This window comes from Agrobacterium sp. M50-1, from assembly GCF_049843495.1.
Lineage (GTDB): Bacteria > Pseudomonadota > Alphaproteobacteria > Rhizobiales > Rhizobiaceae > Agrobacterium > Agrobacterium radiobacter.
On record NZ_JBBHZH010000008.1, the window covers coordinates 114,877 to 140,748 of the forward strand.

The following is a 25,872-nucleotide window of genomic DNA, read 5'->3' on the forward strand; positions in this document are numbered from 1 at the left end:
ATGACGCGTAAGGATCGATGGATTTCCTCCCTCTGGGGGCGGCGGGAATTTTTAGGCCTGCTCGCCGCGTCGGCTCTTGCGGGCAAGGCGCGGGCAGCGGTGACGCCGCGCATCGCCGCCATCGACTGGGCCATGCTGGAAACATCTGTGGCGCTCGGCGTCATGCCCGTGGCGGCGACCGAACTCATCCAGTTCCGGGCCGGCGCGGTCGAGCCTGATATCCCTGAAACCGTCGCCGATCTCGGCTTGCGCGGCGCTCCGAATTTCGAGCTTCTGCAGCTCACCCGGCCGGAGCTCATTCTGATTTCGCCTTTCTACACGCGTTATACCGGCAGGCTGGAAGCGATCGCCCCCGTCTTTTCGCTGCCCTTTTACGTGAAGGGGGAGCCGCCTTTCGAAAAGGCGCTGGCGGCGGTCACCGCGCTTGGTGAAAAGCTCGGGCGGGCCGAAGAGGCGCGCAAGGTTCTGGGTGAAACGGAAGCGGCGCTGCAAGCCATGCGGGCCCGCCTTGCCGGTTTTTCCGCACGGCCGACCTATGTCATCAATATCGGCGACGCCCGGCATTTTCGTGCCTTTGGTGCGGATAGCATGTTCGGGGATGTTCTTGGCCGTCTGGGGCTGACCAATGCCTGGGTGGATCGGTCGCAATTTACCTTCGCGGCCCCCGTTCCGCTTGAAAACCTCGCTGCTTCACCCGATGCGTGCATCGTCATCGTCTCCGATATTCCGGTGGAGGCGCGGGAAACGTTGCGCAACAGCGCCATCTGGCGCGCGCTGCCTGCCGTTCGGGAAAATCGGGTGGTGACGCTTGCCAATGTCGGCCCCTATGGCGGCATCACCGCCGGCATGCGTTTCGCACGGCTTCTGACCGAGGCGCTCACAGCGCGGGGAAAATCCCTGTGACGGTGCGGCCTCTCCCGCTTTTCTTCGGGCTTTTGTTCATTCTGGCCTGCGGTCTTTCCCTGCATGCCGGGCTGCTGCGGCTGCCTTTCGGTGCGTGGCCCGGCCTGCCTTTCGATGCCGCCGTCATGTCGATGGATCAGGTCATTTTCGCCTTCAGCCTGATGCCGCGTATGGCGGTCGCCATTCTGGCGGGCGCGATGCTGGGCCTTTCGGGGGCGCTTTTCCAGCAATTGCTGCGCAACCCGATCGCCGATCCCTCGACTCTCGGCGTCTCGGCTGGCGCGCAGCTCGCCATCGTCATCGCCACGCTGTTCTTTCCCTCGGTGCTGGATGGCAACCGCGCTTTGGTGGCGCTTGCCGGCGCTGCCGCCGCCGCCGGTATTGTCTTCCTGCTTGGCTGGCGACGCTCCTTCGAACCGGTAACCATGGTGGTGGCAGGGCTCCTGGTCGGCATCACCGCCGCATCCATTTCCGCGGCGCTGACGCTCGCGCAGGGCGAATATCTGATGTCGCTCGTGGTCTGGAACGGCGGCTCGCTCAGCCAGCAGGATTGGTCGAACGCCCTGTCTCTCACCTTTCAGCTTCTCGTGGGGCTTGTCCTGACGGGCCTGCTGGTTAGGCCGCTGACGGTTCTCGGTCTCGGCGATTCCGGCGCGCGATCGCTCGGCGTATCGCTGTTTTCGATCAGGCTCGCCGTCGCCGCCGTCGCTGTCATGCTGGCCGCCTTCGTTGCTTCGGCGGTTGGCCTCGTCAGCTTCATCGGCCTTGCCGCCCCTGCGCTCACCCGGGCGCTCGGCGTGCGGCGCTCCTCTTCGGTGCTCTTCGTTTCCCCGCTTCTGGGCGGCCTGTTGCTCTGGTTCTGCGATGGTCTCGTGCAGCTTCTGGCAAGCAAGACGGCGGAAGTTTTTCCGACCGGCGCGGTGACGGCCCTGATCGGCGGGCCGCTGCTTCTGTGGCTGCTGCCGAAAATCCGGCCGACCGACGTGCATCGCGGCGAAGGCGTCGACCTCATGACAAGACGTGGGTTTACGGCCCTGCTGCCGATGCTCATCGTCATGGCCGCGCTGATCTTTGCAGCACTCGCCATCGGCAGGGGGCCTCAGGGCTGGACGATGCTGGGGGCGAGTGACCTGCAAAGCCTTCTGCCTTTCCGCTGGCCACGGCTGGTGGCGGCCATCGCCGCCGGCGGTCTTCTCGCCATGGCGGGTGCTCTTTTGCAGCGACTCACCGGCAATCCCATGGCGAGCCCGGAGGTCATCGGCGTCAGCGGCGGCGCGGGTCTCGGTTTTGCCGCTGCGATCACGATTTTTCCGGCGGCCGGTCTGTTCGAGCTGTTTTGCGGCGCAGGCATCGGCTCGGCGGCCGTCATGATCCTCGTCCTGTTCTTTTCCGTGCGCCGGCATCTGGCGCCAGAAAAAATCCTGCTCGCCGGCATTGCTATCAGTTCGCTCTGCTCGGCGGTGCTTTCGGCGCTGCTTGCCATTGGCGACCAGCGGGCATGGCAGATTCTCTCCTGGCTGAGCGGCTCGGGTTCGACCGCGACACCGGCTTCGGCCATCTTTCTCGCCATTCTTTCCGTCGTGCTTCTGGCGGCTGCCCTGTCGGCGACGCGCTGGCTGACGATCCTGCCGCTCGGCCGGGATGTGCCGCTCTCGCTCGGGCTGCCGCTCGGCCTGGCGCGTATCGCCGTCATCGCGGTGGCCGGCATCGCCACGGGGGCCGCCTCGCTGCTCGTCGGTCCCTTGAGTTTCGTCGGGCTGATGGCGCCGCATATTGCGCTTCGCGCCGGCTTCACCACGCCGCGCGATCACCTGTTGGCTTCCTTCCTGTTCGGCGCGGTGCTGATGGCGCTTTCCGATCTCGGGGCGCGAACGGTGACCTTTCCCTATGAACTGCCGCTCGGACTTTTTGCGGCTCTGGCCGGCGCGCCCTATCTCATCTGGCTTTCGGGCAGACGCCAATGATTTATTTGAACATTTACGGAGATGAAGACCATGGGTGAGGCAGCACTTGCCGTCGATTACGACGATATCCCGCTTTTTTCTCTTGATGGCGTCACGATGGAAGTGCCGGGCAGGACATTGCTGCACCCGCTGACGGCAAGTTTTGCGGCCGGCAAGACCATCGGTCTGATCGGTCATAATGGTTCGGGAAAATCGACGCTGCTCAAGATTCTCGCACGCATTCAGGAGCCGACGGCGGGCAAGGTCTCGTTCGAGGGAAAATCGCTCGGCGCCTGGGGCAATCGTGAATTTGCGCGAAAGCTCGCCTATCTGCCGCAATATACGCCGGCTGCTTCCGGCATGCTGGCCAAGGAGCTCGTGGCGCTTGGCCGCTATCCCTGGCACGGGGCGCTCGGGCAATTCAGCAAGACGGATCAGGAGAAGGTGGACGAGGCGATTGAGCTTACCGATACCATCGCCTTCCGCGACAGGCTGGTGGATACGCTTTCCGGCGGCGAGCGTCAGCGCGTGTGGCTTGCGATGCTGGTGGCCCAGAATGCCGAAAGCCTGCTTCTGGATGAACCCATCTCCGCACTCGACATGGCGCACCAGATCGAAGTGCTTTCGCTGGTTCAGAGACTGTCGCGGGAAAAAGGTCTTGGCGTCGTCGTGGTGCTGCACGACGTCAACATGGCAGCCCGGTTCTGCGATGAGATCGTTGCGCTTCATTCCGGCCAACTGATCGCACGGGGAACGCCGCAGGAGATCATGACGCCGGAGACGTTGCAGCGCATCTATGGTGTTCGCATGGATGTCATGACCCATGCCGCCACCGGCTTTCCCGTCGCCCTGCCGCTTTGAGTTGTTGCAGCAAAACAACGGCCGGCAACACTGGCTGTTGATGGCGATTCCGCAAGCATTTCCCGCCCTAACAATGTCTTAATGGCATCCTACCGCCATCAGACATTGTTAACCGTTCCGCTTTCATCGCCTCCAATTAAGTTGTTTTGGATCGATTTCAGGGAACAAACGTTAACAGTGCGGAATTCAATATCCGGAGAGGGCAAGAAGGGCTGCTGCGGGTAGGAATAAAACAGGAGAAAATCAGATGAAAAAGGCTGTTGCCGTAACTTTTGCCGCATTGACGATGGGCCTCGGCGGAACCGTGTCCGCACTCGCTGCCGACCTTGCAAGATATGAGCCGGCTCCGCAGGAGCAGGACGATCGCAACGGCGTCAAGATCGGTTACCTCACCTGCGATATCGGCGGCGGCGTCGGTTACGTTCTCGGCTCGGCCAAGGAACTGGATTGCACGTTCCAGTCCACCATGGGCGCGCGCCGCACCGACCATTACACCGGCGCCATCCGCAAGATGGGCGTTGACCTTGGCTTCACCACGCAGGGCCGTCTGGTCTGGGCCGTTTTCGCCCCGACAGCCGGTTACCATCGCGGTTCGCTCGGCGGCCTTTATCAGGGCGCAACGGCTGAAGTCACCGTCGGTCTCGGCGTTGGCACCAACGTTCTCGTTGGCGGCACCTCCGGTTCCATCCAGCTTCAGACGGTCAGCGTGACGGGTCAGGTTGGCCTCAACCTCGCAGCGACCGGTACTTCCGTGACGCTCACGGCCATGAACTGATCGGCGAAACGCCCGGTGCTTTGACCGGGCATTCTGTCGCATGCCAAAAAACGCCCTCTTCGTTGTCAGACGAAGAGGGCGTTGTATTATGCAGGTCATGACGATCTCCGCATCAAAACCCGTCCCGGCTTCACTGGCTATTTTTCTCTGTCTTTCTTCGACGGCCTTTGCCGAAGGCGATGCGGTTCACGGGGAAAAGGTGTTCAGCCGCTGCTCCACCTGTCACAGCGTTGACGCACCGCGTACCCGCATGGGCCCGCATCTGATGGGCGTGGTGGGCAGGCCGATGGCTGGAGTGACGGATTACGGCCATTATTCGCAGGCGCTGAAAGATGCTGGTGCGGCGGGCCGGGTCTGGACGGAAGAGGAACTGCAAAAATTCATATCCAGCCCGAAGAAGGCAATGCCGGGGGCCTCGATGCGCTTTTTTGGGCTTTGGAGCGAAACGGATATCGACGATCTGATCGCCTATCTGAAAACGCATCCGATGCCGCAATAACCTTCAGAGCGGCGCATCCGCAAGAATCTCTTCGGCATCCTCCACCGTCATCGCCATGACCTTTGAGCCAATCTCGAAGCCGAAACCGTTGCGGGCGAAGGCGGAAAACTCCTTCGATTTGCGTTTTTCATCCAGCTCGACCCGGCGAAAAGGTCCGAAGGCACGTTTGCGCGCAAAGATGACGGCCGCAACCAGATCGTTGGTTTCCTCAAGCGCGACTGCTGCCGTTTCCCGGTCGATACCCTTGATCTGAAGTTTTTGCGCAAGACCGCGTTTCGACTTGCCGCTGCGCTGGCCGCTCCGCACGGCAATTTCCGCATAGGCAGTGTCGTCGAGCGCCTTGATGCCATAGGCAAAAGTCACGGCAAATTCGCCGAGCGCCTTTACCTGTGCGGTGCTGATATCCTCGAATTTTTCCCGCGCCTTGCGCGTGATGGCGTCGCGCAGCTGCTTTTCCGTCATCATGCGCTGTTCGAGCCGGTAGAGAGCGGAATTGCGCGCCCAGGACAGCATGCGGCTGGTGGGCTCAACGGCCGGCGTTTCACCATCCAGGGCCATATCGTCGGTCAGGAAGGGGCTGGAATCATCGTTCATTCCGCTTTTATAGCGCGGGGAAGCCGTCTTGCCAGTTCCCTCCCGGCCGGTGTCCTCCGGTTTTTACCACCTCAAGGCGTTTGCGCGCCGGTTGCGGCGACATAGACCGAATAGAGCGATTTCGTTGCGGTGATGAAGAGGCGGTTCTTTTTCGGGCCGCCGAAGGTGAGGTTCGCGACCGTCTGCGGCACCTTGATCTTGCCGATGAGCGTGCCATCGGGCGCAAAGCAGTGGACGCCGTCGCCGGCGCTGGTCCAGAGGTTGCCGGCCGTATCCAGACGGAAACCGTCCGGCAAGCCATTGTCGAGATTGCAGAATTCCCGGCCATTCGCAAGCTTCACGCCGTCCACCACGTCGAAAACGCGGATATGGCGCGGGCGGGACACATCATGGCTGTAGGAGCTGTCGGCAACATAGAGCTTCGTTTCATCAGGTGAAAACGCGAGACCGTTCGGCTGCACGAAGTCGTCAATGGCGATGTCGATCTTTCCAGTCGCGGGATCGAGCCGGTAGACGTTGCGCGTCTTCTGCTCGGGTTCTGCCTTGTATCCCTCGTAATCGGAAAGAATGCCGTAGGTGGGGTCGGTGAACCAGACGCTGCCATCGGATTTCACCACCACGTCATTGGGGGAGTTCAGCCGTTTGCCGCCGTAGCTGTCGGCAAGAACGGTGATCGAGCCGTCGACTTCGGTGCGGGTGACGCGGCGGCCGCCATGTTCGCAGGAGACAAGTCGTCCCTGTTGATCGCGGGTGTTGCCATTGGTGAAGTTGGAAGGCTGGCGGAACACCGAAACCCCGCCATCGGGCACCCAGCGCAGCATGCGCTCATTGGGAATGTCGCTGAACAGCAGGCAGTTGAGATCGGCAAACCACACCGGGCCTTCGGCCCAGCGGCAGCCGGAATAAAGCTCTTCCAGTTCCGCATTGCCGACGATCAGATGGCGGAAGCGGTCATCGTGGATTTCGTAAGGGGAGGCGTTGTCTGTGGTCATGAGCGTGGTCCGCTTGAGGGCTTGTCGTTCGGGGTTCAGCGCGTGGCCTTGGGGCCGCTTGCCAGAAGGATGACGGAGATGATGATAAGGCCGGTGAGGATGAGGCGGATGCCCGCGCCGAAACCATAGGTATTCAGCATCGAAACCACCAGGAACATGAAGAGCGAGGCGCCCCAGATGCCGGGTACGTTGGAATCGCCGCCCGCAACCGCCGTGCCGCCGATGACAACGACGGCGATGGACATCAGCAGATATTCCGATCCCATGTTGAGCGCCGCGCCGCCGGAGAAGCTGGCGAGCAGATAGCCGGCAATCGCCGCCAGCACCGCGCAGAGCACATAGGTGACGAAACGTGTTCCATCCACGGGAATGCCGGTCATGCGGGCGGCGAAGGTGCTCTGGCCGATGGCGGAAATCCAGCGTCCGTAAAACGTCCGGTCGAGCAGCAGCCAGGCGATGACCGAGAGCAGCAGCGCGACAAGCGCCACGTTCGGAATGCCGAAAGAACTGGACGTGGCGAAAGTGGCCAGTGTCTCCGGCGGCTTGATGCGCAGGCCGCGGTTCGACCAGATGGCGATGGATTGCACGATGAAGCTCATGGAGAGCGTCGCGATGATTGGCGGGATGCGCAGGAGCTTGATCAGCGTGTAATTGCCGATGCCGATGGCGATGCCGATCAGGATGGCGATCAGCAGTCCGGGCAGGATGAGACCATCGGACACATCCATGAATTTGAGGGCCAGCGTGCCTGATAGCGTCATCGTTGCGGGAACGCAGAGGTCGATATTACCCGGTCCGAGCGTGATGACGAACATCTGACCGATGCCGACGATCACGGAAAAGGCCGCGAATGTCAGCGCTGCGTGCGACAGGCCGAAGGAGCTGGCGCCGCCGGTGAACATGACGGTCACGATCCACACCGCAGCCGTTGCGGCGAACGACCAGACCCATGGTTTTTTCGAGAAGGACGAAAGCCCGTTCATTGGTTTTTCTCCCGCTTTTCGAGACGGTTGAGCAGGAGGCGCAAGGCAAGCACGATGATGAGGATCGCGCCCTGCGCGCCGATCTGCCAGTCTGGCGAAATGCGCATGAAGGACAGGAAGGAGCCGGCGAGCGTCAGCGTCAGCGCGCCGATGACGGCACCGATGGGTGAAACCCGGCCGCCGACGAATTCGCCGCCGCCTAAAATGACACCCGCAATCGACAGCAGCGTGTAACGAAGAGCGATATTGGCGTCAGCCGATGTCGTCAGCCCGACAAGTGCGATGCCCGACAGCACCGCAAAGAACCCGGCAAGCGCAAAGGTGGCGGCGCGGATGCCGACGACCGACCAGCCGGAGCGTTCGACCGAGCGGAAATTGCCGCCGACGCCGCGCATCAGCACGCCGAAGGAGGAGCGCATGACGATGTAATGGGCGACGACCGCAATCACGATGCTGGCGACGATGGCAATCGGCACGAAAGGCGGTTTTGCCGTCATCAGTGCGCGGATGAAGGCGGGGGCCTGGCCGCCGGGCGAGGGCAAAATGAGAACGGCAAGGCCGCCCCAGACGAAACTCATGCCAAGCGTGACAACGATGGAGGGCAGGGCGCGGATATGGATGATGGCGCCAAGCAACGCATAAACCGCAATCGCACCGGCAAAGATCGCAATGCCGAGCAATGGCGTGGTTTGCAGGACGGTGGCGGTGACACAGGCGCAGAAACTGACGAAGGTGCCCATCGACAGATCAAGATCGTTGACGGACATGATCAGCATCTGCGCAATGGTGGCAAGCGCAATCGGTACCGCCAGATTGAACAGCAGGTTGAGGCCGTTATAGCTCATGGCGCGCGGCTGCATGTAGAATACGGCGGCGAGCAGGAAGGCGAGCGAGGCGGCGGGAATGATGAGGCGAAGGGCGCTGGCGGAGAGTTTCATGCGTGGTCTTCTCCGGAAAAGGAGGCGGCCAGCACATTCTGCTCGGTGATGTCCTCGCCCGAGAGTTCGGCCTGAATAGCGCCGTCACGGAAAACATAGACCCGGTCGCAAAGGCGGATTTCATCCATTTCGGTGGAATACCAGATGAAGGTGCGGCCGTGGGAGGCTTCGGTTCTCAAGATATCGTAGACCTCCTGTTTGGTGCCGATATCGACGCCTCGCATCGGGTCGTCCATCAAAACGGTGCTGGCTGTGGTGGCGAGGGCGCGGGCGAACAGAACCTTCTGCTGGTTGCCGCCGGACAGCGAAAGAATTTTGTTGCCCATGTCGGGCGTGCGGATTTCGATGCGCTTTTTCCATTGCGCGCCGAGTTCGCCTTCTTTGTTCCGGTCCACCATGCCCGCGGATGAAATGTCCCTCAGCGAAGCGATGGAAAGGTTCTTCAGGATGCTCCACAGCGGGAAGGTCCCGTTCAGGCTGCGGTCCCCCGCCACGAAGGCGATATCGGTCTTGCGCGCGGGCAGCCAGCTGCTGTTGCGGGCAAGGTAAAGGTCGAGAAGCGCTTCGGTCTGGCCATGGCCGCCGAGACCGGCAAGGCCGATGATCTCGCCGCGAAATGCCTCGAAGGCAAGGCCTTCACCCCGACGCGGCGGCATGGAAAGTACTTTTTCGCCCGCCTTGCGGTTTTCGCTTTTTTGCCTGTCCTGTTCCTTGACGACGCTGCCCATGGCTTCCACCAGCGTGCGTGTCGTGAATTCGCCCGCCGACCGATTGGCGACCACACGGCCGTCCTTCATCACCACGATGCGGGTGGCCGTCGAAAGAATTTCGCCGAGAATATGCGAGATCAGCAGAACGGAGCCGCCGGTGCGCACGAAACGGCGGACATAATCCATCAATTGCTCGGCAAGACCGGCATCGAGCGAGGACGTCGGCTCATCGAGAATGACAAGTCTCGGCGCTTCGGGTGTCCGGCAGAAATTGATGGCGATTTCCACCATCTGCCGCTCGGCGATGGAAAGTTCGGCAATCGTCAGCTCGCAATCAATGCCGTGGCCGGGAAAAATCTCGTCCAGCGTCTGCCGGATCATGATGAGCGCGCGCCCGCGCCAGTTCCGCCCGCTGATTGCGGCATGCATGATGCGGACATTTTCGCTGATTGTGAGGTTGGGGCAGAGCGACAGTTCCTGAAACACGCAGCGCACGCCGCTGGCGCGGGCGGCCGCGATGCCGTGGCGACCTTGCTCGCCGCGATAGGAAATGGAACCCTCATGCGGCGTCAGCCCGCCATTGATGACGTTGACGATGGTGGATTTGCCCGCGCCATTGTGGCCCACGAGCCCGAGGCATTCTCCCGTGCGGATGACGAGATCGGCCCCATCAAGCGCCCTTACCGCGCCGAACACGACCTTCAAGCCGCGCGCGGCGACGACTTCTTCCGCCTCGATGATGTCATTCATGAGCAATTACGCCAGTGATCTGAAAATCGGATAATATCGGTGGCTATTGCGGCGCCCGTTCCGGGAGCGCCGCAATATTCAGGCTCTAAGCCGATCCGGCCTATTTGGCCGATGCGATGGCCTTCTGCGCGTCTTCCTGCGAATATTCGACATTCGCGACGCCGCCTTTCTGGGTCGTCTTGAGATTTTCCTCAAGGTTGCCCTGGTCGATGCGCAGGAAAGGCACGGTCAGGTCCTTCTTCACGTCCTTGCCGTCGAGGATCTGCTGCGCCACCCAGAAAGCGAGTGTCGAGACGCCGGGAGCGATGGAGACGGACATGGTCTCGTAGCCGCTTGCGTCCTTCTGCTGTTTCCACCATTGCAGCTCGTCTTCACGGTTGCCCATGACGATGGTGGGTGTCGGGCGCTTGGCGGCGGCGAAAGCCTGTGCTGCACCGTAACCATCGCCGCCCTGCGTCACGACGGCCGCGACTTCGGGAAGGCTCGGCAGAATGCCGGCGACGGCGCGCTGCGCGACGTCCTGCGCCCAGTCGCCATTGACGGAACCGACGATCTTGAACTGCGGGTTCTTGGCGACGGCGTCGACGATGCCGGCATGGATTTCATCATCGACCGAAACGCCGGCCAGACCGCGGATCTCGAGCAGATTTCCGCCCTTCGGCATGGCCTTGGCGAGATAGTCGATCTGGCTTGCGCCCATCGCCTTGAAGTCCACGGCGATGCGCCAGGCGCAGGGTTCGGTGACAATGCCGTCGAAGGACACGACGGTGATGCCGGCGTCACAGGCTTCCTTGACAGCGCCGTTAAGCGCGGTCGGCGAAGCGGCGTTGATGACGATGGCGTCATAACCCTGAAGAATGAGGTTCTGAATCTGCGCCGCCTGTTCGGTTGCCTGGTTTTCGGCGGTCGTGAAGGCGTCTGCGGCGGCAACCTGTTTGTCGGCAACCGCCTGTTTGGTGATCTTGTCCCAGCTGGTCAGCATCGCCTGACGCCAGGAATTGCCAGCGTAATTGTTTGAAAGCGCGATTTTTTTGGCCGACGTGTCGGCATGAGCGGTGATCGGCAGAGCTGCGCATGCGACAGCGGCCGATGCCAAAAGCATCTTCCTGAAAGCCATTTGATTTCCTCCCTCGTGGCTTGCCCTTTTCGAGCCCGGAATCCTTGCGCGCCGCAAATCTCCTCGGCGGCAGGCGGAATTCCTTTGCACTGGAGCTCCTTTCCCCAGTAGAAGCGAGAATGACCAAGAAGATTTGGCTTGTATAGGCGGATCGCGGCAATCTTCCTGCGGGTTTCCGCAGAAAGCTTGCGGGAACCCGCAGGACGAAACGCCACTGCCGGGCGCAGAATGAATGATGCGGCACCCAATGGGTTCAAACTTCGCCGCAGAGGTCGGAGGCAGACGCTTGGGAGGGCGTCCGCACATGCTGGATACGCCGAAAAGCGCTCTTTTTCACCATTATATGGGCATTTCGCGGCTGCTTGCCGGGCAGCTGGAATTTAATGCCATCATCCAGGCGGTCGCCACCGAGATCAGCCATATCATCCCGCATGACCATATGGATGTCTGTATCAAGCAGCTGGATGACAAATATCATATCGCCTATGAGAGCGGTCTCGTCAGCGCCTGGAGCCGGCAGCCGCCCGCCCTTCTCACCGGCAGCCCGATCCGTTCGCTGCTGTCAGGCGAGGTCGAGCACCTGTTAAGCGGTGACGCCTGCTCCGATCCTCGCTTCCACTTCGAAGGGGCGTTTTCCAGCCCGATCATCGAACTTAATCTGCATAGCCGTCTGCATGTGCCGATGAAGGTGCATGGCGACATCATTGGCGCGCTCAGTTGCTCGTCGCACCAGTCGAACGCCTATACGATGGAGGATGTGACGAATGCCCGCGCGGTTGCGGATCTGCTGGCGCCCTATTTCTATGCCATCCGTGCCGCCGAGCAGGCCAAACGCTCGGCCATTGAAGAGGCGCGCGCCAATGCCCGCGAGGAGGGTTTGAGGCTGGGCGCCTTGCAATTGACCGAGGCTCTGGAGGCCGAGCGGCAGCGTATCGGCATGGATTTGCACGACCAGACGCTGGCGGACCTGACCCGGCTGGCGCGGCGCATCGAACGTATGAGCCATGCCCCGGACGTTTCGGGCGAAATGCTCGAGCCGGTGGTGCGCAGCCTGCAGCATTGCATGCAGGATCTGCGTGAAATCATCGAGGAGGCGAAACCCTCCATCCTGCAATTGTTCGGCGTTGTCGAGGCCATCGAGACCTATGTGGACCGCTCCGTGCGCGATAGCGGGTCGGCAATCGACTGGTCGGTGAGCGATGAGACGGAAGGGCTGGTGGAAAGGCTCGACAAGACGGTGGCGATATCGCTGTTCCGCATCGTACAGGAGGCAGTGAACAATGCCATTCGCCATGCCCAGCCGGAAACCATTGCCGTAACGCTTGTCGCCATCGATGGCGGCTTGCGCGTGACGGTGAGTGATGACGGCAGCGGCGGCGGCGAAGGCGGGGCCTCCGGCGGCCTCGGCATCGGCAACATGAAGACGCGGGCGCGGCTGATTTCAGCCAGGTTCGATATTGGCGGCAATGGCAAAGGGGCGGGCACCCGCATCACCGTGACCTTGCCGGCGGATGCTTTCGACCGGCGGGAGGAGTTGTGACATGGACGTGCTGATCGTTGAGGACGATGCGCTGCACCGCGCCTATCTGAACGAGGCGGTGAGAGCCGCCCTGCCGGAATGCGACAATGTGCTGGAGGCGGCCAACGGCAGAACCGGCGAAAAGCTGGCGCGTGAAAATCGCGCGGCCCACATCGTCATGGATTTGCAGATGAACGAGCGCAACGGCATAGAGGCGGCGCGCACCATCTGGAAGGAGCGGCCGGACACCCGCATCCTGTTCTGGTCCAACTATTCCGACGAGGCCTATGTGCGTGGTGTCTCCCGCATCGTGCCGGAGGGCGCCGCTTACGGTTACGTGCTGAAATCGGCATCCGACGACCGGTTGCGGCTGGCGTTGCGCAGCATCTTCATCGAGGCGCAATGCGTGATCGACCGGGAAGTGCGCGGGTTGCAGGAAAAGAGCCTCGGCAAGGCGCATGGCTTTACCGATTCCGAATATGAAATCCTTGTCGATGTCGCGCTTGGCCTCACTGACAAGGCGATTGCGCGCCGCCGTAATCTGTCACTGCGCAGCGTGCAGAACCGCCTGCAAAACCTGTATGAGAAACTGAACGTGCATCAGGCAGCCGGCGATGACGAGGCGGAAGGGCGATATAATCTTCGAACCCGCGCCGTCACCGTCGCTTTTCTGCGCAAGCTTTTGAATTACAGCGCGCTGGAAAGGGCCGAGCGCGAACTGGCGGAATGGGCGGGAAACCGCTGACCCTCAGGGCAGGAAGGCCAGCAGCCGTCTTTCATCCGCCCTGAGGCCGGAGACGGGTTTTGCCCCGACCTTCAGGATGCGGCCAAGCTTCTTCCGCGCTTTCTCCTCCGTGGCGATATCGAGAACGGCGGGATGCACATAGCTCTTGCGGCAGATGGCGGGCGTATTGGAAAGCTCGACCGCCGCCGCCTGGCACATGCCTTTTATGCTCGGTTTTTCACCTGAAGCCACATGCTCCATCGCGTTGCAGAAGGCCGCGAGCGTTCCGCCCCAGGTGCGGAAGGTCTTGGCGGAAATGCCTTGGCCGCCGATGCGGGAAAGATAGGCGTTGAGATCACTTGAATCGACGGAATGCACCCGGTTTTCGCTGTCCTGCCAGACAAACAGCTCCTTGCCGGGCAGGTCGGCGATCTCCTCGAGGATTTTCTGCAGGCGGGGATGGCGCAGTTGGCGCTTCACCTTCTGCCCGCCCTTTGCGGCAAACCGCAACTCGATGGTTTCACCGAAAGACACATGGCGCTTGAGCAATGTGGTTGCGCCATAGGTGCCGTTGGTTTCGAGATAGGAGCGGTTGCCGACGCGCAGATAGGCGGCATCAAGCAGCAGCGTGAGCGCGGCAAGCGTCATCTCCTGCCCGTGATCCTGCTTTTCGATATCGGCGATGGCGCGGCGGCGGATGGCGGGTAGCGCCTTGCCGAAGCTTTTGAGCTGAAAGAACTTCGTTTCGCCCCTGAGCGCGTGCCAGTCGGGGTGATAGCGATACTGTTTTCGCCCGCGCGCATCAAAGCCGGTGGCCTGCAAATGCCCTGATGGGTCGATGCAGATCCAGACGTCTTTATAGGCGGGCGGCACACCGAGCGATTTGATGCGTTTCAGTTCGACGCTGTCGGAGAGAAGCTCGCCGCCCGGCAGGCGGTAACAGAAACCGCGCCCGCGTTTTTCGCGGGAAATACCCGGTTCCTGATCGTTGACATAGGCAAGTCCGATTTTTGCAAGAAGGCGGGTGGCTGGTTGTGGCATCGTTTTTTCCGGCAGGTTTCACGCTGCGGCAAACGAAAAACAGGCCGCCTTCGTTCCGGCGGCCTGTCGTTCCGGTCGTTAGTTTTCTCAGCCGGCCTTGGCGATCCGCACAATCTGCGATTCACCACCGCCGCGCCCCTCGGTTACGGCATAAACCGCGCCGTCAGGCCCGACCTTCACGTCGCGGATACGCGCCTCAAGGGGAAGACGGCTTTCGGTCGCAACCTTGTCGCCGTCGATGTGCAGGATGACGAGGCCCTGGCTCACCAGACCGCCGACGATGAAGGCGCCCTTCCATTCGGGAATAAGGTCGCCGTCATAATAGGCCATGCCGGAGGGGCCGATGACCGGGTCCCAATAATAGACCGGCTGCTCCATGCCTTCTTTGGCGGTAGCGCCTTCGCCAACCGACCGGCCGCTATATTCGACGCCATAGGTGATGACCGGCCACCCGTAATTCAGGCCCGCTTTGGGCAGGTTCAGCTCATCGCCGCCCTTTGGCCCGTGTTCCACGGTCCAGAGCCTGCCCTGGCCATCAAGTGCCGCGGCCTGCAGGTTGCGGTGGCCATAGCTCCATATTTCGGGAAGGGCGTTCTGCTGGCCGGCGAAGGGGTTGCCTTCAAAGGCCTTGCCTTCAGCATTGATGCGGAAGACCTTGCCGAGCCCGCTCGACAGATCCTGCGCCTGCACGCGCGGCTTTGAGTCCGAACGCTCGCCAACGGTAACATAAAGCTCGTTTTCAGGTCCGAAGACGAGGCGCGAGCCGAAATGCTTGTCGCCGTCATAGGTCGGCATCTGGCGGAAAATCACCGAGACATTTTCCAGTTTCGCGGCGTCGCCATCTTCGGTCAGCTTGGCTGACGCGACGGAGGTGCCGTTGCCGCCATCGCGCGGTTCGGAAAAGGAGAAGAAGACGGTGCGCGATGTTTCGAAATCGGGAGCGAGCGCGATGTCGAGAAGTCCGCCCTGTCCGTCGGACGCCACCTCCGGTACGCCGGCAATCGCCGGGCCGGCCTTGCCGTCGGTGACGATATGCATGGCCCCTTCCTTGGCGGCGACAAGCATGCGGCCATCCGGCAGGAATTCCATGGACCACAGGTGCGGCAGGCCCTCGGCGACGATGGTTTTTTCGACATTCGGCTGGGAAGCGGCCTGCGGCGCGCGTGTCTGGCCCTCAAAAGCCGGCTTCTGATCCGGCGCATTCGGCCGTTTCGTTTCGGCAGCCGGGGCGGTCTGGGCGTGTGCAGCGCCAGCAAAGGGCACGGCGAGCAGCGCGCACAGGATCGTCGAACTCAGAAGTCGGTTGTTGTGGAACATGGGTCTCCCTTCCATCGTTACATCAGGCAGAGAACCATTTGGGGAGGATTTCGTTTCCTGCGATAGTTTCAAGAAAACTTGATCAATCCGTGTGCAGGCTGCATGCTCTTTTCTCATCCATGCGAATTCATAGGGAACCGCAAGGCGCGAGTGACGTTTGGCCTCTGTTATGAGGAGGGCGCCATGCAGATCATCGACAACAAGGCCATAGACGGCAACAGAACCAGACCGATCCTGAACGTCGCGGAATTCTGCCGGCGTTACCGGCTGGACAAGGCGGAGGAGGCCCGTCTCAGAAAGCTGTTCGGCGAGTTCGCCTCGCGGCACGAGCTTTTGATGAATGCGCAGCGCAAGCCGAGCTTCCGCTGATCATTCCTCCTCGTCGAGAGATTTTCCGAAGATCATGAAGACATCATAACGGGTGTTTTTTCCCATTATCTGATGCGAAGGCTTGCGAATGCCCGGCATCGGCTCGGCGCGCAGGGGCCATTTCAGAACCACCCGTTTCGTCGCATTCTCCAGTGCAGCCTCCATCAGCTGCACCTGGTCCGGGTCGGCGCCAACCAGTTCTCTCAGCACCCGCATCTCCTTCTTCACCAGCGCCGTGTTGTGGCGCGGCGGATGCATGGGGTCGACAATTACCACCTCGGGTGAAAGCTCTTTCAGCAGATAGCGTGAATCGCCGTTGAGCAGCGTCATGCGCGCTGCCGCCTCGGCATAGGCGCCGCCCGCTTCCAGGGCGCGGCGAATGCCATCGGCGAGATGGGCATGCATTTCCGCTGAGCGTTCGATGAGGGTGACGTCAGCCCCGAGGGATGCGAGCAGGAAGGCATCGCGCCCCAACCCGGCCGTGGCATCGATGATTTTTGGCGTTCGGCCTTTGGTGAAACCCGCGGCCTTGGGCAGAGCCTGTCCGCGCCCTTCGCCGGAGCGGAAACGGTGGCCCACCGCACCGCCGACAAAATCCACCACGAAGCTTTCGTTTTGTTCCTTCATCTGCGACCTCAGAACGGGCAGGGCACGGTATAGGTGACGTCACGCCCATCCGGATGACGGAAGCCAATCTCTTCGGCATGCAGCATCAGGCGCGGTGCGGCGGCGAGCGCCTCGCCCTCGGCATAAAATTCATCGCCGAGAATGGGGTGGCCAAGCGCCTTCATATGCACCCGCAATTGGTGGGTGCGGCCGGTGAGGGGGGTCAGCGCCAGCCGCGTTGCCGGAAGCGGCAAACGTTCCAGCACCCGCCAAAGGCTCTGCGCGGGCTTGCCGTTTTCGTGGTCGACCCGGTGGCGGGGCTTGTTTTCGGGATCGATGGCGAGTGGCAGGTCCACTTCTCCCGCCTCTCCGGCAACCTCTCCCCAGACAATGGCGACATAGGATTTGCGCGTCTGGCGGTTTTCAAACTGCGACGCAATCGCCGCATGCGCCCTGCGGTTCAGGGACATCAGCACGATGCCTGACGTGTCCTTGTCCAGCCGGTTGATCATCAGTGCTTTCGGGAACTGTTTCTGCACGCGCGTCATCAGGCTGTCGGAAAGCGCCGGATCGCGCCCCGGCACCGAGAGAAGCCCGCTCGGCTTGTCGAGCACCAGCAGGTCGTCGTCGCGGTGCACGATGGTGAGCCAGGGGTCGAGTGGCGGATTATAGACGGGGTTGGAAAGCTCGCGTGACATGTCGTTTCCTTAGCACGAATTGCGCATTCGGACAGGCGCTAGAGCATTTCCAGGAAAAGTGGACTCCGGTTTTCCGTCGGGAAATGCGTCGAAACAAAGAGTTAGAGTGTTTTCGCAATTCGAAGAAAAGCGAAAACACTCTAGTCGGGAATATGGAGATTGACGCGCCCGCTGGTCAGGTCGCTCAGAAGCCGGGTGAGCCGTTCGGCCTCCTCGGCCGGAACCGAGAGCAGCATATCCGCGCCGGCGCCGGTAAAATCCTCCCTTTCCAGCCGCAGGTTCTGCGTGGCGGAGAGGCGTGATTTCACCAGCGCCAGATCGGAGAAGGGGCAGCTCAGCGTGGCGCTGACGTAAGCGATGACCGGTGACGTCTCGCCTAACCGCAGGCAGGCCGCCGCCGCGCCGCCATAGGCGCGCATGAGCCCGCCGCTGCCGAGCAGGATGCCGCCGAACCAGCGGATGACGAGAACGGCGACATTATCCAGCGCCTGGCCGTCGATGGCCTGAAGGATCGGTTTCCCGGCTGTTCCCGAGGGTTCGCCGTCATCGCTGAAACGATAGGTCTGGCCGTTTCGCCATGCCCAGCAATTATGGTTCGCGTCGGGATCGGAATGTGCCGCAAGGAAGGTCTTCGCATCCTCTTCGCCCGTCACCGGCGCGGCAAAGGCGATGAAGCGGCTTTTCTTGATATCCTGCGAAAAGGTGACGGGGCGGTCGAGCGTGAACATGGGCGTTTCAATAACGCATATATTCGCATGCGGAAATCGGTATAAGGCTCGGAATGGCGAAGATGGCGATGGAGAAGGTTTTGAGGAAGGCGAGGCAGGTTGCTGTTATCGGTGGCGGGCCGGCGGGGCTGATGGCGGCAGAGGTGCTCTCGGCCGCGGGCCATGCCGTGACGGTGTTCGAGGCGATGCCGACGGTGGCGCGCAAATTGCTGATGGCCGGAAAATCCGGCCTCAACATCACCCATGCCGAAAACTATGACAGTTTCCGTCAGCGATTTGGCGAGGCGGAACCGCAGCTGCGTGCGGCCCTCGATGATTTCACGCCTGACATGCTGCGCGATTGGGTGCAGGGGCTGGGGCAGGAAACCTTTGTCGGCACCTCGGGCCGGGTGTTTCCCATGGTCATGAAAGCCTCGCCGCTGCTGCGAGCATGGCTCGCCCGGTTGGAGGCGCAGGGCGTAACCATCAGGACGCGGCATCGCTGGACGGGTTTTTCCGGCGAGCACCTGGTTTTTTCGACACCGGAGGGCGAGATCACTATCAAAGCCGATGCCGTGCTGCTGGCGCTGGGCGGCGCCAGCTGGCCGCGTCTCGGCTCCGATGCCGCATGGGTTCCGGCGCTTGCGGCCAAAGGCGTCGAGCTCTCCCCGTTCCGCCCGGCCAATTGCGGTTTCGACGTTGACTGGAGTGATGTCTTCCGCGAGCGTTTTGCGGGTGAAGCGGTGAAATCCACGGTCACCATTTCGCCGGCAGGAGCCTTTCAGGGCGAATTCGTGATAAGCAAGCATGGCATTGAGGGCAGCGTGATCTATGCCCATTCCGCCGCCCTGCGCGACCGGCTGGCACAGGCGGGCAAAGTATCGCTCGCGATTGATCTTGCGCCGGCGCGTACGGTGGAACGCCTCAGCCTGGATCTGGGGAAGCTCGGCCGGAAGGAGAGTTTTGCAAACCGCATGCGCAAGGCGGCCGGCCTGTCGGCGGTGAAGGTGGGGCTTCTGCGAGAAATCTTTCCCGATATCGCCGCCATGCCGGACGAGTTTGTCGCCGCGAGAATAAAACATGCGGAGATACCGCTTTTGCGGGCGAGACCGATTGCCGAGGCGATTTCGTCTGCCGGCGGTATCGCCTGGAGCGGCCTTGATGAAAGCTACATGCTGGAAAGGCTCCCCGGCATATTCGCTGCCGGGGAAATGCTGGACTGGGAAGCGCCGACCGGCGGTTATCTGCTCACCGCCTGTTTCGCCACCGGCAAGGCCGCCGCAAAAGGCATGGCCGCGTGGCTTGAAGGCTCAGCCTGAGAGCCGTTCTGCCGCGCCCGTTTCCTCACCCGAAGCGGTTCTGACGAGGCAGCGCATGATGGCGTCGGTGGTGACGGCGCCGAGCGCCTTGCCATTTTCTCCAACGACCGTGGCGCTGCTGACATTTTCCCGGACGAGCGCGCGCAGGCCCTCTTCAACGGTCATATCGGCATTGAGCTGAAGCCGCGACTGGCCGGAAAATTCCGGCTGGACGATGGCGCCGAGGCGAATGACCCGGCCGCGATTGACCTCCTCCACGAAGGCCTCGATATAGCTGTCAGCCGGCGACATGACGATTTCGGCAGCCGTGCCCTGCTGGATGATTTCGCCATCGCGCAGAATGGCGATCTTGTCTCCCAGCCGCAGGGCCTCATCGAGATCGTGGGTGATGAAGACCACGGTCTTCTTCAGTTCTTTCTGCAGTTCCAGGAGCACCGTCTGCATGTCGACGCGGATGAGAGGATCGAGCGCCGAATAGGCTTCGTCCATCAAAAGGATTTCGGCATTGTTGGTGAGCGCCCGCGCCAGACCCACACGCTGCTGCATGCCGCCGGAAAGCTGGTTGGGATAATGGTTGGAGAAGCCTTCCAGCCCGACGCGCCTGATCCAGACTTCCGCCCTTTCCTCCCGTTCGCGCTTGTCGACGCCCTGCACTTCGAGGCCATAGACGACATTCTGCAGCACGTTGCGGTGCGGCAAGAGGCCGAATTTCTGGAACACCATTGCCGTCTTGTGGCGGCGAAATTCCAGCAGATCCGCTTCGTTGAGGCGACAGACATCGGTGCCGCCATAGAGGATTTCGCCGGCGGTCGGGTCGATCAGCCGGTTGACGTGGCGGATCAGCGTCGATTTGCCGGAGCCGGACAGGCCCATGATGACGGTGATCTGCCCGCCTGGCATGGTGATGTTGATATCACGCAGACCGAGCACGTGGCCATGTTTGGCATTGAGATCCGCCTTGGACATGCCGGCCTTGACGGGGTCGACATAGCTGGCCGCCTTGGGGCCGAAAATCTTGTAAAGGCTGCGAATTTCGATCGATTGACTAGCCATGCGCCACTTCCCGGTGTTTTTGCAGGCGAAGACCATAGGCCTGGCTGATGCGGTCGAAGATGATGGCGATGCCGACGATGGCAAGCCCGTTGAACACGCCGAGCGTGAAATACTGGTTGGCGATGGCCTTCAGTACCGGCTGGCCAAGGCCCTGCACACCGATCATGGAGGCGATGACGACCATGGCGAGCGCCATCATGATGGTCTGGTTGATGCCGGCCATGATGGTGGGGAGTGCGAGCGGCAGCTGCACCTTGAAAAGCTTCTGGCGCTTCGAGGAGCCGAAGGCATCGGCAGCCTCCAGCACGTCGTGGTCGACCATGCGGATGCCGAGATTGGTGAGCCGGATCATCGGCGGAATGGCATAGATGACGACGGCGATAACGCCAGGCACGCGGCCGATGCCGAGCAGCATGACGACGGGAATGAGATAGACGAAACTCGGCATCGTCTGCATCACGTCGAGAACGGGATTGACCACGCTCTGCAGGCGGTTGGAGCGCGCCATGGCGATGCCGATCGGCAGGCCGACGACGATGGACAGCACCGCACAGACGAAGATCATCGAGACCGTCTTCATCGTGTCTTCCCACATGCCGAACCAGCCGATGGCGAAGAGAATGCCGCAACACAGCGAAACAATGGTGGCGCTGCGGCTGCCGAACCAGGCGAGCGCGCCGACAATAAGAATAACGACCGGCCAGGGTGCGCCGATCAAAAGCCTTTCCGCCCAGATGAGGAAGCTCTGAAGGGGGGTAAACAGCCCCTCGATTGCGCCGCCATAGGTTCGGGTGAAACCCCGGAACCCCTCGTCGATGACTTTTTTCATCGCGCGAAGAGCATCGTCATTCATGGTCGGAAATTTGAAAAGCCATTCCATATCCTGTTCTCCATGACGAACCGGAGGCGGGAATCGATATCCTCCGCACTCCGGGAGTAAAATCGCCAGAGCGCCGCGCATCCTTCAGGATGCAGGGCGGAACGCTCTGCTGAACCGGCGCATCGCCACCGAAAGCCTTGGGCGTTTCGGAGCCGGTGCGGCGTCGCCGCTGGCGAACGCCGGTTGCCGGGCAGATATGTAAGGACCGGCTTTTAAAGGGCGGCCTTGACCTTTTCCGCGACCTCGGGAGAAACCCAGTCCTTCCAGAGAGCTTCGTTTTCCTTCAGGAACTGCTTGGCGCCATCTTCGCCGGTCGCCTGGTTATCCGTCATCCAGGCGATCAGCTTGTTGACGGTGCTGTTGGTCCAGGCGCGCTTGTTGAGATAATCCATGGCGGGGCCGGCACGATCGGCAAATGTCTTGCTCACCAGTGTCTGTACGTCGTCTATCGGCCAGGCGTTCGGCTTGGGATCGGCGCAATCGGCGACGGAGGTACAGCGCTTCCATTCGGCCGCGTCATATTCGGTGCCGAAACCGAGTTTCACCATCTCGTATTTGCCGAGAAGCGAGGTGGGCGCCCAATAATAGCCGACCCAGGGCTGCTTGGCTTCGTAAGCCTTGGCGATGGAACCGTCGAGGCCCGCAGCGGAACCGGTGTCGACGAGGGTGAAGCCTGCCTTTTCACCGCCGAAAGCCTTGAACAGCTGCGCGGTAACGACAGTGCCGCCCCAGCCCTGCGGGCCGTTGAACACGGCGCCCTTGGACTTGTCTTCGGGCGAAGGGAAGAGTTCGGGGTGTTTGAAGAGATCAGGAATGGTCTTGAGATCGGGGTTGGCTTCGGCGACGTATTTCGGAATCCACCAGCCCTGAACAGCGCCATCGGAGAGGATTTTTGCGGCCGCGACCACTTTGCCGCCTTCCAGACCCTGTTTGACGATTTCCGGCTGCAGGCTGACCCAGGCCTCAGGCGCGATATCCGGCTGGCCTTTTTCGGCCATGGAGGTCAATGTCGGCACGGTGTCGCCGGTCACGATTTCGGCGGAACAACCATAGCCCTTTTCAAGAATGAATTTATCGAGATTGGCGGCAACTTCGGCGGATTGCCAGTTCATGCTGGCGATTGTCACGTTTCCGCAGTCGGCGGCATAGGCTGCGCCGCCTGAAAAGGCGAAGCCGGCGGAAAGAATTGTGGCACCCAAAAGTATTTTCATTTTTGTTCCCTCTGGTCGCGGTGTGGCGAAGACCCGGGCGCCGACGGCACCGCGACCGCCAGCACCCTTATTGAGGCTTAATAATTCCTTTGTCGCCATCCCGTTTGCGGCAATTTCTGGCGTATTGAGGATGGCAATCGTCAAACGAAGGCGGGATCGCGGGGATATATTAGAGAAAGTTCTGGTACGAAGGTGCTGAAATGTCTGATGGTTTTGTACTCGTCCTGCGACATTTACGCAGTGATGGAACTTTTTCAATTTTCTCAAAAGCTTGGGAACAATAAGCGGAAGTTTCTGTTTTCTTGGACTTTTATCCTGTTCTGTATTACGGGAGATTTTCTCTCGGTTTTTGTGGTGATGTTGAATGACCAATCTTCGTGCTGCCCCGGTATGGCCGATCGGTGGTGGTGAAACGGGTGAGCTTGTGCGCCGCTTCGACTGGTCGAAGACATCGCTGGGTCCTATTTGCGAATGGCCGCAAAATCTGAGGCAAAAAGCCAATTCAGTCGTCAATTCCCCCATTCCGCAGGTGCTGATGTGGGGCAAGGATCATGTGATGATCTACAATGACGGCTATGCGGAGATCGCCGGCAATTATCACCCGCAGGCACTGGGCGGAACGGTGCCCGGCATCTGGCCGGAAATATGGGACTGGAACAGCCGTATTCTGGAAGCCGGTTTTCGCGGTGAGGTCATGGCCTATCGCGACCAGCCGATGACGCTGATGCGACATGGCCTGCCGGAAGAGGTGATCTTCGATCTGTTCTACACGCCGATCTACAATGAGGGCGGCACGGTGGACGGCGTTTTATGCACCGTGCTTGAAAATACCGACAAGGTGAAGGCCGTGGAGGCGCTGGAGCAGAGCCGCAAGGAACTAAGCCGGCTCACCAATGCCCTGCCCATTCTGGTCGGATATGTCGATCGTGATTACGTTTATAAATTCGCCAATGACGGCTATCTGGAATGGTTTGGCCGCCGCGCCGACGAGGTGATCGGCCGCAGCGTTCCCGAAATCGTCGGCGAGGCGTTTTTCGAGGCGCGCAGGGCCTATCTGGACCGCGCGCTCGCCGGTGAAAAGATCGTTTCCGACACCGTGATCCACAGGCCAGACGGCACCATGCGCGCCGCCGAAATCCGCTATGTGCCGCGCTATATTACGGATGGCTCCATCGATGGCATCTATGTGCTGATCATCGATATCGAGGACCGCAAGCGCTCGGAACAGGAAATCCTCATCAGCAACAACCGTTTCCGTGCGGCGGTGGATGCGGTGCACGGCGTGTTGTGGACCAACAGCGCCGATGGCAGGATGCTGGGCGAGCAGCCCGCCTGGGCCACGCTGACGGGCCAGACGCCGGAAGAATATCAGGGTTTTGGCTGGGCGGACGCCGTCCACCCGGAGGACAGGCAGGGGTCTGTCGAAAGCTGGAACAGCGCGGTCGCGGAAAAGTCGACCTATGTCTGGGAGCACCGCGTGCGCCGTCATGACGGCGTCTACCGTACTTTTTCGATCCGCGGCGTGCCGATTTTTGGCAAGTCCGGCGCGATTGCGGAATGGGTCGGCGTCCACACCGACATAACCGAGCAGCGGCGTGCCGAGGATACGCTCAAGGAACACGCCAGCAATCTCGAGCGCGAAATTCGCCACCGCATCCGGGCGGAAGAGCAGCTTCGGCAATTGAATGAAGGCCTTGAAGCCCGTGTCGAAGCGGAAATGGCGGAGCGCCGCCAGACCGAAAAGGCCCTGCAACAGGCGCAGAAGATGGAATCCATCGGCCAGCTGACCGGCGGCGTCGCGCATGATTTCAACAATTTGCTGCAGGTGATCGCCGGCAATCTGCAACTGCTCTCCAAGGATGTGAGCGGCAATGAGCGCGCCGAAAGGCGGCTGGAAAATGCGCTGGCCGGCGTCCATCGCGGCGCAAAGCTGGCCAACCAGCTGCTGGCCTTCGGCCGCCGCCAGGCGCTGGAACCGCGCGTCATCAATATTTCCCGTTTCGTGACCGGCATGGACGATCTGCTTCGCCGTTCGCTCGGCGAGGCGATCGAGGTGGAGGTCATCACCTCGGGCGGCCTCTGGAATACCTATGCCGATCCCAACCAGGTGGAAAATGCGCTTCTCAATCTCGCCATCAATGCGCGCGACGCCATGGAAGGGCAAGGCAAGCTGACCATTGAAGTGGGCAATGCGGTGCTTGACCGCGATTATGCCCGCAAGCATTCGGAGGTTTCGGCGGGGCAATATGTCATGCTCGCCGTCACCGATACGGGTTCGGGCATGTCGCCGGAAATCCTTGAGAAGGTCTTCGAGCCGTTCTTTTCGACCAAACCGGAGGGCAAGGGCACCGGTCTCGGCCTTTCGATGGTCTATGGTTTTGCAAAACAGTCCAGCGGCCACGTCAACATCTATAGCGAGGTGGGGCAGGGCACGACGGTGAAGATGTATCTGCCGCGCTCCGCCGCCGATGAGGACCGGGAAGTAGTGATGCCGACCGGCCCGGTGGAGGGCGGAACGGAAACCATTCTTGTGGTGGAAGACGACGAGGAAGTGCGCAACACCGTCGTCGAGACGCTGAGCGATCTCGGATACCGCGTGCTCACCGCCCGTGATGCGCAGGCCGGTTTGACGGTGGTGGAAAGCGGCATTCCGATCGATGTCATCTTCACCGACGTGGTAATGCCGGGGCCTTTGAAAAGTCGGGAAATGGCGCGCCGCGCACAGGAACGGCTGCCCAATCTCGCCGTTCTCTTCACCTCCGGTTACACCGAAAACTCCATCGTGCATGGCGGCAAGCTGGATGCCGGGGTGGAGCTTCTCTCCAAGCCCTATACGCGCGAAGCGCTGGCGCGGCGCATCCGCCATGTGATTGCCAACCGCAAGCAGGTTTCCCTGTCGAGAGCGCGGCCGGCAGCTGCGCCGGGTTATTCCAAGCCTTCCGAACCGGTGAGGACTGTCGAAAACGAAAACCAGTCCATACGTGTCCTTCTGGTCGAAGATGACGAGCTGATCCGGATGAATTCGACGGAAATGCTGTCGGATAGCGGCTTTGCGGTCGTCGAGGCCGAAAATGCGGCCCAGGCCCTTAAGGTGATCGAGGCTGATCCCATAGACGTTCTTGTCACCGATCTCGGTCTGCCAGACATGAAGGGCGGCGAGCTAGCGGTGGAGGCTCTGCGCCGCAAGCCGGGGCTTGCCATCGTGTTTGCGACGGGCGACAGCCATCTGCCGGAAGGGGCGCCCGAAAGCGCGGTGCTGCTGACCAAGCCCTATGACGAACAGCAGATCGTCTCGGCCGTCGAACAGGCCCACACGGCAAAGAGCGCGGTGGCGGAATAGTCCGCCTGCCGCTTCGTGGCCGG

Annotated in this window: 24 protein-coding genes; 10 read left to right on the plus strand and 14 right to left on the minus strand. The window is 61.2% G+C overall.

The window, feature by feature from the left end:
• The 5 genes from WDZ78_RS18690 to WDZ78_RS18710 all read left to right on the plus strand — a co-directional run bounded on the left by WDZ78_RS18690 (position 1) and on the right by WDZ78_RS18710 (position 4,981).
• Positions 1-903, plus strand: a complete 903-nt coding sequence (locus WDZ78_RS18690; protein WP_425673860.1) for an iron-siderophore ABC transporter substrate-binding protein — start codon at positions 1-3, stop codon at positions 901-903.
• Positions 900-2,867 carry a Fe(3+)-hydroxamate ABC transporter permease FhuB gene (fhuB, locus tag WDZ78_RS18695; RefSeq protein WP_020010068.1) on the plus strand — a complete coding sequence of 656 codons (1,968 nt, stop codon included), beginning with the start codon at positions 900-902 and terminating at the stop codon, positions 2,865-2,867. The genes WDZ78_RS18690 and fhuB overlap by 4 nt, the downstream gene beginning before the upstream one ends.
• Positions 2,868-2,897: 30 nt before the next feature.
• Positions 2,898-3,707, plus strand: a complete 810-nt coding sequence (locus WDZ78_RS18700; RefSeq protein WP_026363581.1) for an ATP-binding cassette domain-containing protein — start codon at positions 2,898-2,900, stop codon at positions 3,705-3,707.
• A 247-nt stretch (positions 3,708-3,954) separates the two neighbouring features.
• A complete protein-coding gene (locus tag WDZ78_RS18705; protein WP_425673861.1) occupies positions 3,955-4,482 on the plus strand; it encodes a DUF992 domain-containing protein in 528 nt (175 codons plus the stop codon).
• 88 nt (positions 4,483-4,570) lie between these two features.
• Entirely contained in the window at positions 4,571-4,981 is a 411-nt protein-coding gene (locus WDZ78_RS18710) for a c-type cytochrome (RefSeq protein WP_425673862.1), read from the plus strand.
• A gap of 3 nt (positions 4,982-4,984) precedes the next feature.
• Here WDZ78_RS18710 and recX read toward each other — a convergent pair whose 3' ends face one another.
• The 6 genes from recX to WDZ78_RS18740 all read right to left on the minus strand — a co-directional run bounded on the left by recX (position 4,985) and on the right by WDZ78_RS18740 (position 11,065).
• Positions 4,985-5,575: a recombination regulator RecX gene (gene recX / locus WDZ78_RS18715; RefSeq protein WP_425673863.1), complete on the minus strand. Its 591-nt coding sequence runs from the start codon at positions 5,573-5,575 to the stop codon at positions 4,985-4,987.
• Positions 5,576-5,646: 71 nt separating this feature from the next.
• The gene (locus WDZ78_RS18720) at positions 5,647-6,567 is read right to left on the minus strand and encodes an SMP-30/gluconolactonase/LRE family protein (protein WP_425673864.1); all 921 of its coding nucleotides are present in this window, start codon (positions 6,565-6,567) and stop codon (positions 5,647-5,649) included.
• A gap of 35 nt (positions 6,568-6,602) precedes the next feature.
• Positions 6,603-7,550 (minus strand): ABC transporter permease, encoded by a 948-nt coding sequence (locus tag WDZ78_RS18725; RefSeq protein WP_020812961.1) that lies wholly within the window; start codon positions 7,548-7,550, stop codon positions 6,603-6,605.
• Entirely contained in the window at positions 7,547-8,488 is a 942-nt protein-coding gene (locus WDZ78_RS18730; protein ID WP_262514669.1) for an ABC transporter permease, read from the minus strand. Before WDZ78_RS18730 ends, WDZ78_RS18725 begins: the two co-directional genes overlap by 4 nt.
• A complete protein-coding gene (locus tag WDZ78_RS18735; RefSeq protein ID WP_425673865.1) occupies positions 8,485-9,948 on the minus strand; it encodes an ATP-binding cassette domain-containing protein in 1,464 nt (487 codons plus the stop codon). The genes WDZ78_RS18730 and WDZ78_RS18735 overlap by 4 nt, the downstream gene beginning before the upstream one ends.
• A 100-nt stretch (positions 9,949-10,048) precedes the next feature.
• Positions 10,049-11,065, minus strand: coding sequence for an ABC transporter substrate-binding protein (locus tag WDZ78_RS18740; RefSeq protein ID WP_003508476.1), 1,017 nt, complete (start codon positions 11,063-11,065; stop codon positions 10,049-10,051).
• Between the two features lie 304 nt (positions 11,066-11,369).
• Between WDZ78_RS18740 and WDZ78_RS18745 the strand changes: the two genes are divergently transcribed.
• Together WDZ78_RS18745 and WDZ78_RS18750 are read left to right on the plus strand one after the other, a co-directional pair.
• Entirely contained in the window at positions 11,370-12,605 is a 1,236-nt protein-coding gene (locus WDZ78_RS18745; RefSeq protein ID WP_020010059.1) for a GAF domain-containing sensor histidine kinase, read from the plus strand.
• Between the two features lies 1 nt (position 12,606).
• Complete coding sequence (locus WDZ78_RS18750) at positions 12,607-13,329, plus strand: response regulator transcription factor (protein WP_425673866.1); 723 nt, start codon at positions 12,607-12,609, stop codon at positions 13,327-13,329.
• Positions 13,330-13,332: 3 nt separating this feature from the next.
• On the opposite strand, the gene WDZ78_RS18755 is transcribed toward WDZ78_RS18750, so the two are convergent.
• Both WDZ78_RS18755 and WDZ78_RS18760 read right to left on the minus strand, forming a co-directional pair.
• The gene (locus tag WDZ78_RS18755) at positions 13,333-14,349 is read right to left on the minus strand and encodes a DNA topoisomerase IB (RefSeq protein WP_425673867.1); all 1,017 of its coding nucleotides are present in this window, start codon (positions 14,347-14,349) and stop codon (positions 13,333-13,335) included.
• An 87-nt stretch (positions 14,350-14,436) separates the two neighbouring features.
• Positions 14,437-15,666, minus strand: coding sequence for a PQQ-dependent sugar dehydrogenase (locus tag WDZ78_RS18760; protein ID WP_425673868.1), 1,230 nt, complete (start codon positions 15,664-15,666; stop codon positions 14,437-14,439).
• A 183-nt stretch (positions 15,667-15,849) separates the two neighbouring features.
• On the opposite strand from WDZ78_RS18760, the gene WDZ78_RS18765 reads away from it, so the two are divergent.
• The gene (locus WDZ78_RS18765) at positions 15,850-16,035 is read left to right on the plus strand and encodes a hypothetical protein (protein ID WP_425673869.1); all 186 of its coding nucleotides are present in this window, start codon (positions 15,850-15,852) and stop codon (positions 16,033-16,035) included.
• Here WDZ78_RS18765 and WDZ78_RS18770 read toward each other — a convergent pair whose 3' ends face one another.
• The 3 genes from WDZ78_RS18770 to WDZ78_RS18780 form a co-directional block, all read right to left on the minus strand.
• Positions 16,036-16,662, minus strand: coding sequence for a class I SAM-dependent methyltransferase (locus WDZ78_RS18770; RefSeq protein WP_425673870.1), 627 nt, complete (start codon positions 16,660-16,662; stop codon positions 16,036-16,038).
• Positions 16,663-16,670: 8 nt separating this feature from the next.
• On the minus strand, positions 16,671-17,339 hold the full coding sequence (locus WDZ78_RS18775; RefSeq protein WP_425673871.1) for a pseudouridine synthase: 669 nt from the start codon (positions 17,337-17,339) through the stop codon (positions 16,671-16,673).
• A gap of 140 nt (positions 17,340-17,479) precedes the next feature.
• Positions 17,480-18,067 carry an IMPACT family protein gene (locus tag WDZ78_RS18780; protein ID WP_425673872.1) on the minus strand — a complete coding sequence of 196 codons (588 nt, stop codon included), beginning with the start codon at positions 18,065-18,067 and terminating at the stop codon, positions 17,480-17,482.
• 53 nt (positions 18,068-18,120) lie between these two features.
• On the opposite strand from WDZ78_RS18780, the gene WDZ78_RS18785 reads away from it, so the two are divergent.
• A complete protein-coding gene (locus tag WDZ78_RS18785; RefSeq protein ID WP_425673873.1) occupies positions 18,121-19,365 on the plus strand; it encodes a TIGR03862 family flavoprotein in 1,245 nt (414 codons plus the stop codon).
• On the opposite strand, the gene WDZ78_RS18790 is transcribed toward WDZ78_RS18785, so the two are convergent.
• From WDZ78_RS18790 to WDZ78_RS18800, 3 genes are all read right to left on the minus strand, one after another.
• Positions 19,357-20,418, minus strand: a complete 1,062-nt coding sequence (locus WDZ78_RS18790) for a quaternary amine ABC transporter ATP-binding protein (protein WP_425673874.1) — start codon at positions 20,416-20,418, stop codon at positions 19,357-19,359. The genes WDZ78_RS18785 and WDZ78_RS18790 overlap by 9 nt on opposite strands.
• Positions 20,411-21,298: an ABC transporter permease gene (locus tag WDZ78_RS18795; protein WP_425673875.1), complete on the minus strand. Its 888-nt coding sequence runs from the start codon at positions 21,296-21,298 to the stop codon at positions 20,411-20,413. Before WDZ78_RS18795 ends, WDZ78_RS18790 begins: the two co-directional genes overlap by 8 nt.
• 212 nt (positions 21,299-21,510) lie before the next feature.
• The gene (locus tag WDZ78_RS18800) at positions 21,511-22,509 is read right to left on the minus strand and encodes an ABC transporter substrate-binding protein (RefSeq protein ID WP_020010049.1); all 999 of its coding nucleotides are present in this window, start codon (positions 22,507-22,509) and stop codon (positions 21,511-21,513) included.
• Positions 22,510-22,873: 364 nt separating this feature from the next.
• Between WDZ78_RS18800 and WDZ78_RS18805 the strand changes: the two genes are divergently transcribed.
• Positions 22,874-25,849, plus strand: coding sequence for a PAS domain-containing protein (locus WDZ78_RS18805; protein WP_425673876.1), 2,976 nt, complete (start codon positions 22,874-22,876; stop codon positions 25,847-25,849).
• Positions 25,850-25,872: the final 23 nt, after the last annotated feature.